The sequence below is a fragment of the Roseobacter sp. MED193 genome, from assembly GCF_000152965.1.
In the GTDB taxonomy this organism is placed as follows: Bacteria; Pseudomonadota; Alphaproteobacteria; order Rhodobacterales; family Rhodobacteraceae; genus Pseudophaeobacter.
Genome location: NZ_CH902583.1, coordinates 522,620 through 533,045, shown reverse-complemented (window position 1 = coordinate 533,045; position 10,426 = coordinate 522,620). Strand labels below are relative to the sequence as shown.

Genomic DNA, 10,426 nt, shown 5'->3' with positions numbered 1-10,426 from the left:
TGCAATGGGGCACTTGGCTTGATGATGCAGGCAGGATATGAGGGGCGAAAGAGGAAATATCTGTCTCCCATCGCTGTGGCGGCGGGGATGGCACTTCGGGGACATATACCATGAGCGACACTGACAGCTTTATCGAAGAAGTTACAGAAGAGGTGCGTCGCGATCGTCTGTTCGTGATGCTGAAACGCTATGGCTGGATCGGGGGGCTGGCGGTTGTGTTGATCGTCGGGGGCGCTGCCTTTAGCGAATACAACAAGGCCAAGGATCTGGCCGCTGCTCAGACACTGGGGGATGAAATGATTGCTGCCCTCTCGTCTGATGAGGGGCAGCCCCGGGCGGAAGCTCTGAATGAAATTTCAGCCAAAACGCCTGGGGGTGCGGCTGTCTTGGCGATGCTACAGGCTGGTGCTCTGGCCGATGCGGGACAGCCAGAGGAGGCGGTTGCACGTCTGCAAACGGTTGCTCTGGATGGTGATTTGCCTTTGATCTACCGCCATATTGCCAGTTTCAAGGCCCTGGGCCTGCAGCAAGACAGCCTGAGTACCGCAGAGCGCCGGTTGCAGTTTGATGCTCTTGCCCAGCCCGGCGCGCCTCTGGCGTTGTTGGCCGCAGAGCAAATCGCGCTTTTGGATATCGAAGAAGGCAATGCTGAAGCGGCAATTGACCGCCTGAAAGCAATTGTAGAGGATGCAGGCGTCACTGCGGACTTGAAAGAACGGGCAACGCAAGTGATTGTGGCCTTGGGTGGGGCGCTGGACGAGGCTGTCGTCTCAGAAGGTTAACAACAACCGCAGTACCAACCTGCGGAAACAAGCATACTAATGGGTACGGGGCAGGGTCATGACGGCAGCTAATTCCTTTTCTTTGGTACGGATCTTGCTGTGCAGCAGCGCACTGGCAATGGGGCTTTCAGCCTGCAGCGAGCCAGAGGTGATTCTGCCTGGAAAGCGCGAAGCAATCAGGCCTGATAGTGAAATAGAAACGGTAAACCAGTCGGCGGCAATTTCATTGCCCAAGCAGGTTGCCAATGCGAACTGGTCACAAAGCCACGGCAATCCTTCCTACCGTACGGCGCATCCCGCGCTAAGTACCTCTCCAAGCCTGGCTTGGTCGGTGCCAATCGGCGCCGGTGACGGACGCAAGCAGCGGATCAACACGCGCCCTGTGGTGGCGGATGGTCGGATCTACACGCTGGACAGTGCGGCGCGGGTGTCCGCTGTCTCACCCTCGGGGCAGTTGTTGTGGAATAGCGATTTGGTTCCTTCGCGCGACGAAGAAGGGCAAGCGACTGGCGGTGGCATGGCCTATGCGGATGGGGTTCTTTATGTCTCCTCCGGTTTTGGCGTGCTGACTGCGCTGGACGCAACGAGTGGGAAACAGATCTGGCGTCAGGAACTGGATGCAACAGGATCCGGCGTTCCGACGGTGCGCGATGGGCTGATCTATCTGGTGGCCGGAGACGACACGGGTTGGGCAATTCATGCCAAAGACGGTCGCATCGCATGGCAGGTTGAAGGTACGCCAAGTGCTTCGAATGTTTTGGGCGCTCCGGCTCCTGTATTGACAAAGGACCTGGTGATTTTTGCCTTTGGTTCCGGTGACTTGGTCGCGACGTTCCGTCGGGGTGGGCTGCGCCGCTGGAGTGCCTCGGTTGCGGGGCAGCGTGTGGGCTCTACGCTGGCGCGGATTAGTGATGTTACTGGTGAGCCGGTTCTTGTGGGACAGCGCGCCTATGTTGGAAACCACTCTGGGCGGACCGTGGCCTTTGATACCTCCAATGGTGATCGGATCTGGACCGCGCAAGAGGGGGCGATTGGTCCGGTTTGGCCCGCAGGTAACAGCCTGTTTCAGATCAGTGACCGCAATCAACTGCTGCGGCTAGATGCAAAGAGTGGTGCGCTGATTTGGGCGGTTGATCTACCGGGATACCTGAAAGACAAGCCTGGTAAACGCGCTGCCGTTGTCGCCCATTACGGCCCAATTGTAGCGGGAGGGCAGGTGCTGATTGCCTCCAATGATGGGCAGCTGCGCCTGTTTGATCCGCGCGATGGCAGCCTGTCGCAGAGCATCGAAATCCCGGGCGGGGCGACCGCTGCACCGGTAATCGCTGGCAATACTCTTTACGTGGTGTCGAGCAAGGGCAACCTTCTCGCCTTCCGCTAATGCGCAATCGGCTCTAGCCGTGGCCGCATAGATGCGCTATTGGGCGCGTCTCAAACGCTGAAAGTTGGGTCCGATGTCATTTACCCTCGCTATCGTGGGCCGTCCAAATGTGGGCAAGTCCACCCTGTTCAATCGCCTTGTGGGCAAAAAGCTGGCGCTGGTTGATGACCAGCCTGGTGTGACGCGCGATCTGCGCGAAGGCGAGGCACGCCTTGGCGATCTTCGCTTTACCGTGATCGATACGGCGGGGCTGGAAGATGTCACCGACAACTCTCTTGAGGGGCGGATGCGGCGCTTGACCGAACGCGCAGTGGATATGGCAGATATCTGCCTGTTCATGATTGATGCGCGCACCGGGGTCACCCCGGTAGATGAAATGTTTGCCGAGATCCTGCGCCGCAAATCAGCCCATGTTATTCTCGCGGCTAACAAGGCCGAAGGCAACGCGGCCGATGCAGGCGTTCTTGAAGCCTATGGCCTGGGCTTGGGTGAACCTTTGCGCCTGTCCGGTGAACATGGTGAAGGCATGGCCGATCTGTTCTCGGAACTGGCGCCTCTGGCGGATCAGTTTGCTGAAGAGGCTGTGGATCACTCTCCCGTGGTGGACCTCGATCTGGATGAGGATGACGACTGGGACGAAGACAGTGCACCACCAGTGCCGGTGCCAACTCGCGAAAAGCCGCTACAGGTGGCCGTGGTTGGCCGCCCGAATGCAGGCAAGTCGACCCTGATCAACAAGATCCTCGGTGAGGACCGCCTGCTCACTGGGCCGGAGGCGGGGATTACCCGTGATGCAATTTCGTTGCAGATTGATTGGTCTGGCACACCGATGCGGATCTTTGACACTGCAGGCATGCGGAAAAAGGCCAAGGTCTTGGAAAAGCTCGAGAAACTGTCAGTTTCTGATGGGCTGCGAGCGGTGAAATTTGCTGAGGTCGTGGTGATCTTGCTGGACGCAGAGATCCCGTTTGAACAGCAAGACCTGCGGATTGCCGATCTGGCCGAGCGCGAAGGCCGGGCAGTCGTGGTTGCGGTCAACAAATGGGATGTCGAAGACAACAAACAGGAAAAACTCGCTGCACTGAAAGAGGCCTTTGGCCGTTTGCTGCCACAGCTGCGCGGCGCACCACTGGTGACGGTTTCCGCCAAAACCGGCAAGGGGCTGGATCGTCTGCATGCTGCCGTCATGCGCGCCTATGATGTTTGGAACCGCCGAATACCTACCGCGGCGCTGAACCGTTGGCTGACGGGCATGTTGGAGCAGCACCCGCCCCCCGCACCGCAGGGCAAGCGGATCAAGCTGCGCTATATGACCCAGGCTAAGACACGCCCCCCTGGCTTTGTGGTGATGTGCTCGCATCCAGATAAGATCCCTGCGAGCTATACGCGGTATCTGGTCAATGGGCTGCGGCAGGATTTTGACATGCCTGGCACGCCGATCCGCCTGACCATGCGCGGTCAAAACGATCAAAACCCCTTTAAGGGACGCAAAAAGGCACCGCCGTCCAAGTTGCGCAAACATATCTCAGGGCGACGGGTCTGACCACCGCGCCCGTTAGAACATGAAATGAATAGCCCTCTCTGCCCTGTGCAGTGGGGGTTTTCTTTTAAACGTATTTGCCAGCATTTTCCGATCTGGATTGATTGAAATTTGTAGGCTGCTTACCAAATTTTCTATTAACTTTGACCAATAGCCAGATCGACGTGGGATTGTGCCGATCAGCGGAGACGGTGTTTTGTTTTAATTTGGCCCTCCAGTATTCAAGAGGGTGTTACAGAGCCTACTTAGGATAATTATCATGGATCTAAGGCGCTATACCCGGCAATATGCTATTCAAGATAACCGATTGGCTTCATTAAGTTATTTCGGAACTTTTGCGGTCTATTTCCTGAGCCTCTATCTGGCCATCAGCTTTGTCGAGCGCTGGTATGTTTTGGTTCCAGTTGGGGTGATTTTCGCCTTCGCCTCGGTACGGCTTTATGTGTTGCAGCATGATATGGGGCACCATTCCCTCTTTGAGACCCGCCTGCAGAACGAAATTGCCGGGCATTTGGTCTCCCCGTTCACCTTTGCGCCCTTTGAGGTGATGAAGCAAAATCACAATCTGCATCATGCAAATATCGGCAATCTGGACCATCGTGAAACAGGTGAAATCCACACGATGACCCTGCAGGAATGGCACCACGCAGGGCTTTGGCAGAGGCTCTATTATCGCCTTTATCGCAACCCACTGATCCTCGTCCCGTTTGGTGCCGCCTTTACCTACTTCATCCGCTACCGCTGGCCGAAAAACAGCAGTCGGTTTGGGGCGCTGGGGGTGATTGCCCACAATCTTTCCATCGTGGCACTGCTTTGGCTGTTGTACCAGTTTTCAGGCTGGCTGGGGTTGACTGTCTGGTTTGGGTTTTCGTTTCTTGGCGGCATGATTGGCGTTTTTCTCGTTTATCTTCAACACAACTTCGAAGACACCTATTGGGACCGTCGCCCAGATCTTTTACCCGCCGAAGCGGCGCTTCAGGGGTCCTCCTGTTTGGATTTTGGGTGGCTGTTTGACTTTGCCGTTGCCAATATTACCCTGCATGACATCCATCATTTTAATGCCCGTATTCCCAGTTACCGCCTGCGCCAGTGCCATTACAATTTGCCTGCCGAATTTGCGCTTCGCCGGATAAAATTTGCTGAAGCTCTGGGCGCGCTGTCGCTAAAGCTCTGGGATGAAGACAAAAAGCGGCTTGTCCCCTTTCCTGCATAGCAATGTGCGTGCAATACTTCCTGTCACAAGAGGGCGCGCAGCACAGAAACACAAAGGAATGAGGTGGGAATGACGGATATTATCACACTGAACGGCGTAGGTCCTGCATTGGCTAAGACGTTAAAGGACCACGGGCTTCTCACGGTAGAGGCGGTTGCAGCGGCGCCATTGGAAGATCTGAAAGCCATTCCCGGGATCGGCGCAGCCCGCGCCATGCGCCTGAAACAGGCTGCGGCTGGGGAAGGTGTAGCTGTCGGGCCCGCAGGTTCTGCGAGATCCAAGCCAACGGCCCGCAGGCCTGCCAGGACCACAAAAGCTGGAGCGATCAAGAAACCGCTACCGGCGAAGTCAAAAGCTAAGGTTGAGGTTGAAAAACCTTCCAGCGACAAAGGGGGAGAGGCCAAAGGTTCCACGGTTTCTGAGACCGAGGAGGCCCTGAGCACGGCCTTGGCGGCTGCTGAGGCAGCGCGTAAAGCTGCGGAGCAAAAGGCGGCCAAGGCCAAGGCCAAAGCCAAGAAAGCGGCGCGTCAGGCAGAGGCCTTGATGGAAGAGTTTTCCAAGGCAAAAGAAAAAGCCCGCACCAAGGCCAAAAAGATGAAGGCCGAGGCGCGCCGCGCCATTGAGCGCGAAAAAGCGAAGGCCAAGGCGATCTTGGAAGAAATGGCGCAAAAAGCCAAAGAGCCGGAGAAGGTCAAAGAGAAGACAAAGGGTAAATTAGCGAAGTCCGCTTCCAAAGCTTCCAGCTCCAAATCCGGGGAAAAGAAAAAGGCGAAGAAGGCTGCAAAGAAATAAGGCTTTAGCCTTTGATCCGATGCAAAAAGGCGGCGCTCTCGTGGGAGCGCCGCCCTTTTTCTGTCAAGAACGGCTGTGCTGCCGTTTTGCAGTTCAGACCAGTTCGCCAGTGGCGGTCAGGGTCAGCTTGCCCTTCAGGTAGGGACCCAGAACCTCGGGCAGGGTGACAGAACCATCCGCTTGCTGGCCATTTTCCAGAACCGCAATCAGGCAGCGACCCACCGCCAGGCCAGATCCATTGAGGCTGTGCACGAACTCAGGCTTGCCACCATCGGCAGGGCGGAAACGCGCATTCATCCGGCGGGCCTGAAAGGCGCCGGTGGTGGAGACAGAGGAGATCTCACGGTAGGTGTTTTGCCCCGGCAGCCAGGCCTCAATATCAAAGGTACGCCGTGCACCAAAGCCCATGTCACCAGTGCAGAGCACCACGGTGCGGTAAGGAACGCCCAGCTTCTCCAGAAGTCCTTCGGCACAGCGCAGCATGCGCTTTTGCTCACTGTCGCTCTCATCCGGGTGGGTGATCGAAACCATCTCCACTTTTTCAAACTGGTGCTGGCGCAGCATGCCAGAGGTATCGCGCCCGGCCGATCCGGCCTCGGAGCGGAAGCACTGAGTATGGGCCGTCATGCGGATTGGCAAGTCAGAGGCCTCCAGGACGTCACCGGCCACGGAATAGGTCAGCGTTACCTCAGAGGTGGGGACCAGCCACCAGCCATTGGTGGTCTGATAGCTATCATCGCCGAATTTTGGCAGCTTATCTGTGCCATACATGGCCTCGTCGCGGACCAGAACCGGGGTCTGCACCTCGGTGAGGCCGTTTTCATCTACATGGGTATCTACCATGAACTGTGCCAGTGCGCGGTGAATGCGGGCAACCCCGCCTTTCAGAAAGACAAAGCGCGCGCCGGAGGTTTTGGCAGCGGTTTCAAAATCCATCGCCTGGGCCACGCCTGCGATCTCGAAATGCTCCTTGGCATCAAAATCCAGCTCACGCGGGGTGCCCCAGCGGTTCACTTCGACGTTGTCGTCTTCATCGGCGCCTTCGGGCACGTCTTCGGCTGGCAGATTGGCGATACGGGCCAGCATGTCGGTCTGCTTGGCGTCCAGCTCTTTGGCCTCGGTTTGCAGCGCCGCCACTTGTGCCTTTTTCTCAGCCACCTCGGCGCGCAGGCGCTCGAAGGTCTCAGTATCGCCCTTGGCCTTTGCGGCGCCAATTTCCTTGGCGGCCTTGTTCTGCGCGGCCTGCGCGGCCTCTGCCTCCTGGATCTTGGCGCGGCGCGCCTCGTCCAGGGCCAGAATGTCAGAGGACACGCCCGCATCCCCACGTCGCGCCAAAGCGGCGTCAAATGCAGCAGGATTTTCGCGGATTGCACGGATGTCATGCATGGTGTCGTCTCCTCGACGGTTTTTGAATCAATATGGAACCTATGCCGTAGGAGTAAAGAAAGAGGAAGGGGGCAGGGGCAAAAGCAAGCAAATGTTGTAGAGCGACCCACTCCTGACAGCTGTCGCGCCCGTGTCAGAGGGGCGAACGGTGGTGGCTGCGGGAACTCCCATGACCCTATTCTTCTGAATTGGGCTGAGGCGAGGTGAAGCCTTGCAGGGATTGCCGGTAATTCCGGCCAGCTTTTGAGGGGCAATAGTGGTGCTTGCCTTGCATTGGCGGGGTGCAGCGCATAGGTTCGCGGCAAATTCACGACGCCTCGCCAAGAGGGCGCCGTATAGACAGAAGGAAGACCCCCTTGGATATGAACCAGATTGGCCAGTTTCTCCCGCTCATCCTGATCTTTGCGATCATGTATTTCCTGTTGATCCGTCCGCAGCAGAAAAAGATGAAAGAGCACCAGACTATGGTCTCCAATGTGCGCCGTGGGGATCAGATTGTGACCCAGGGTGGCCTGATCGGCAAGATCGCCAAGGTCAAAGATGACAATGAAGTCGAAGTCGAACTGGCCGAAGGCGTCAAGGTGCGGGTGGTGAAATCCACCATTGCGCAGGTTCTGACCAAGACCGAGCCGGCAGCTTAATAGCCCCCTTTAACAAACTGAAAAGGCAGGGCAATGCTTCAAATTGATCTCTGGAAAAGGGTTCTCATTTGGCTGGTCTGTTTGACCGGCCTTTTGCTTGCCCTGCCAAATGGGTTTTACACCCGGGTGGAGCAGTCTAACGATGCTGCCGCCGAAATCATCGCCAAAGGCGACACGCCAGAGCGGCAGGCACTGGTCGAACAATGGCCGTCCTATCTGCCGTCTTCTCTGGTCAATCTTGGGCTTGATCTGCGTGGTGGTGCGCATCTTCTGGCAGAAGTGAAGGTCGAAGATGTCTATGGCGCCCGCATGGATGCGCTCTGGCCCGAGGTGCGTGACGCGCTACGTCCAGAACGCGCCACTGTTGGCAGTTTCCGCCGTCAGCAGGCACCCGAGGGGCAGATTCGCCTGAAGATCTCCAAGCCGGAAGGCATGGGGCGGGCGCTGGAAGTGGTGCGCGGCCTGGCAAACCCGATCACCAGCCTGACGGGCGCTGGGGCAAATGACATTGACGTCTCTGGCACCGGCGATCTGATCACCATCGAACTGTCCGAGGCCGAAAAACTGGCCTCAGATGATCGCACGGTGCGCCAGTCACTGGAAATCATTCGTCGCCGGATTGATGAGGTCGGCACCCGTGAGCCCACTATTCAACGCCAGGGCGCTGACCGGATCTTGATTCAGGTGCCTGGCATTGGCTCTGCGTCGGAGCTGAAAGCGATCATCGGCACCACAGCCCAGCTGACATTTAGTCCTGTTGTCGGTCGCGGATCTGATCCTGACGCACCTGCGGGTGTTGGCAACAAGGTGATCCCGTCGGTGGATGAGCCAGGTGCCTTTTACACTATTGAGGCTGCTCCTGTTGTGACCGGCGAAGAACTGGTCGATGCGCAGCCCTCATTTGACCAGAACGGCCGCCCGGCGGTGAACTTCCGCTTTAATACCTCGGGTGCGCGCAAATTTGGCGATTACACCGCGGAAAACATTGGTTCTCCCTTTGCCATCGTGCTGGATGATGAGGTGATTTCAGCCCCGGTGATCCAGTCGCATATCCCTGGTGGCTCTGGCATCATCACTGGTAACTTCACCATCGAAGAAAGCACCAATCTGGCGATCCTGCTGCGTGCGGGTGCTCTGCCGGCCGGGCTGGAGTTCCTGGAAGAGCGCACCATTGGTCCAGAGCTGGGTCAGGACAGTATTGATGCCGGCAAGATCGCTACCATTGTGGCCTTTGTCGGCGTGCTGGTCTTTATGGCGTTGAGCTATGGTCTGTTTGGTCTTTTTGCCAATGTGGCTTTGATCCTCAACGTGGCGCTGATCTTTGGCTTCCTCAGCCTCATTGGGGCAACGCTGACCCTGCCGGGGATTGCCGGTATCGTGTTGACGGTTGGTATGGCGGTGGACGCCAATGTGCTGATCTTTGAGCGGATCCGAGAGGAGATCAAATCCGGTCGTGGGCCTGCTCGCGCCATTGACGAGGGTTACTCCAAGGCGCTGAGCGCCATTCTGGACGCCAATATCACAACATTCATCACAGCCGTGATCCTGTTCGCAATGGGCTCTGGTCCGGTGCGGGGCTTTGCGATTACGCTGGGACTTGGCATTATGACCTCGGTCTTTACCGCGATCTTTGTCACCCGCCTGATGATTGTGATGTGGTTTGAACGTCGTCGTCCCAAAAAGATTGAGGTGTAATCATGCGGTTGAGACTTGTTCCTCAGGAAACCTCATTCGATTTTTTCAGTAAGTGGAAGATCTGGCTGGGTATCTCCGCCCTCATGATGGTTGTCGGACTGGTGTCCTTTGGCCTTCAGGGGCTGAACTTTGGCATCGACTTCCGCGGCGGCACAACTGTGCGGACCGAAAGCACAACGGCGATTGACGTGGGTCAATATCGCGAGGCCATTGCGCCAATGGAGCTAGGCGATATCTCGATCACCGAGGTGTTTGATCCGACCTTTGAAGAGGATCAGCATGTTGCTATGATCCGTATTCAGGCTCAGGCCAGTGGTGAGGCGATCTCTGGCGAGGTGATCGAAGAGTTGCAACAGGCATTGGATGCGGTGGCACCGGGCATCAAGTTTGTCTCGGTGGAATCCGTGGGCCCCAAGGTCTCTGGCGAGTTGGTGCAGACCGCGATCCTGGCCGTGGTGCTGGCGATTGGCGCGGTTCTTATCTACATTTGGCTGCGGTTTGAATGGCAATTTGCCCTGGGCGCGGTCGTGGCCTTGGTGCATGACGTTGTGCTGACCATCGGGATCTTTTCCGAGCTGCAGATCAAATTCGATCTGGCGATCATTGCAGCGCTGCTGACTATCGTAGGCTACTCGCTGAACGATACCGTTGTGGTGTTTGATCGGGTGCGTGAAAACCTGCGCCGCTACAAAAAGAAAGACCTGTCGGAGGTGTTGAACCTGTCGATCAATGAAACCCTCAGCCGGACGGTGATGACCTCGGTCACCACGCTGCTGGCGCTGGTCTCGCTCTATGTTTTGGGCGGCGATGTGATTCGCGGATTTGTCTTTGCGATGATCTGGGGTGTGATCGTCGGCACCTATTCTTCGGTCTTTGTCGCCTCCACCATTCTTTTGTGGCTGGGGGTTAAACGCGACTGGAGCAAGCAGGCCAATACCGCCGGCAATCAGTTTGGCAATATCGATGCCTGACAGGCGCAAACACAGCAGATAGCCG

9 protein-coding genes are annotated in these 10,426 nt (G+C 57.0%); 8 read left to right on the top strand and 1 reads right to left on the bottom strand.

Features of this window, described 5'->3' with window-relative positions:
• Positions 1-110: 110 nt before the first annotated feature.
• The 5 genes from MED193_RS05020 to MED193_RS05000 all read left to right on the top strand — a co-directional run bounded on the left by MED193_RS05020 (position 111) and on the right by MED193_RS05000 (position 5,708).
• A complete protein-coding gene (locus MED193_RS05020; RefSeq protein ID WP_009808569.1) occupies positions 111-782 on the top strand; it encodes a hypothetical protein in 672 nt (223 codons plus the stop codon).
• A gap of 58 nt (positions 783-840) precedes the next feature.
• Positions 841-2,163, top strand: coding sequence for a PQQ-like beta-propeller repeat protein (locus tag MED193_RS05015; protein WP_039965903.1), 1,323 nt, complete (start codon positions 841-843; stop codon positions 2,161-2,163).
• A gap of 73 nt (positions 2,164-2,236) precedes the next feature.
• A complete protein-coding gene (der, locus tag MED193_RS05010; protein WP_009808566.1) occupies positions 2,237-3,706 on the top strand; it encodes a ribosome biogenesis GTPase Der in 1,470 nt (489 codons plus the stop codon).
• Positions 3,707-3,962: 256 nt separating this feature from the next.
• Positions 3,963-4,916 carry a fatty acid desaturase gene (locus tag MED193_RS05005; RefSeq protein ID WP_009808565.1) on the top strand — a complete coding sequence of 318 codons (954 nt, stop codon included), beginning with the start codon at positions 3,963-3,965 and terminating at the stop codon, positions 4,914-4,916.
• A 69-nt stretch (positions 4,917-4,985) separates the two neighbouring features.
• The gene (locus tag MED193_RS05000; RefSeq protein ID WP_009808564.1) at positions 4,986-5,708 is read left to right on the top strand and encodes a helix-hairpin-helix domain-containing protein; all 723 of its coding nucleotides are present in this window, start codon (positions 4,986-4,988) and stop codon (positions 5,706-5,708) included.
• Positions 5,709-5,801: 93 nt separating this feature from the next.
• Here the strand turns inward: MED193_RS05000 and serS are convergent, their stop codons facing one another.
• Complete coding sequence (gene serS, locus MED193_RS04995; RefSeq protein WP_009808563.1) at positions 5,802-7,094, bottom strand: serine--tRNA ligase; 1,293 nt, start codon at positions 7,092-7,094, stop codon at positions 5,802-5,804.
• Between the two features lie 362 nt (positions 7,095-7,456).
• On the opposite strand from serS, the gene yajC reads away from it, so the two are divergent.
• The 3 genes from yajC to secF are packed head-to-tail and all read left to right on the top strand — an operon-like array spanning position 7,457 to position 10,401.
• Positions 7,457-7,735 carry a preprotein translocase subunit YajC gene (gene yajC, locus MED193_RS04990; RefSeq protein ID WP_009808562.1) on the top strand — a complete coding sequence of 93 codons (279 nt, stop codon included), beginning with the start codon at positions 7,457-7,459 and terminating at the stop codon, positions 7,733-7,735.
• A gap of 33 nt (positions 7,736-7,768) precedes the next feature.
• Complete coding sequence (gene secD / locus MED193_RS04985) at positions 7,769-9,430, top strand: protein translocase subunit SecD (protein WP_009808561.1); 1,662 nt, start codon at positions 7,769-7,771, stop codon at positions 9,428-9,430.
• A gap of 2 nt (positions 9,431-9,432) precedes the next feature.
• Positions 9,433-10,401: a protein translocase subunit SecF gene (gene secF / locus MED193_RS04980; protein ID WP_009808560.1), complete on the top strand. Its 969-nt coding sequence runs from the start codon at positions 9,433-9,435 to the stop codon at positions 10,399-10,401.
• Positions 10,402-10,426: the final 25 nt, after the last annotated feature.

Coding starts and splice junctions, on each gene's coding strand:
- MED193_RS05020 (WP_009808569.1), top strand. CDS start 111: ATGAGCGACACTGACAGCTTTATCGAAGAAGTTACAGAAGAGGTGCGT.
- MED193_RS05015 (WP_039965903.1), top strand. CDS start 841: ATGACGGCAGCTAATTCCTTTTCTTTGGTACGGATCTTGCTGTGCAGC.
- der (WP_009808566.1), top strand. CDS start 2,237: ATGTCATTTACCCTCGCTATCGTGGGCCGTCCAAATGTGGGCAAGTCC.
- MED193_RS05005 (WP_009808565.1), top strand. CDS start 3,963: ATGGATCTAAGGCGCTATACCCGGCAATATGCTATTCAAGATAACCGA.
- MED193_RS05000 (WP_009808564.1), top strand. CDS start 4,986: ATGACGGATATTATCACACTGAACGGCGTAGGTCCTGCATTGGCTAAG.
- serS (WP_009808563.1), bottom strand. CDS start 7,094: ATGCATGACATCCGTGCAATCCGCGAAAATCCTGCTGCATTTGACGCC.
- yajC (WP_009808562.1), top strand. CDS start 7,457: ATGAACCAGATTGGCCAGTTTCTCCCGCTCATCCTGATCTTTGCGATC.
- secD (WP_009808561.1), top strand. CDS start 7,769: ATGCTTCAAATTGATCTCTGGAAAAGGGTTCTCATTTGGCTGGTCTGT.
- secF (WP_009808560.1), top strand. CDS start 9,433: ATGCGGTTGAGACTTGTTCCTCAGGAAACCTCATTCGATTTTTTCAGT.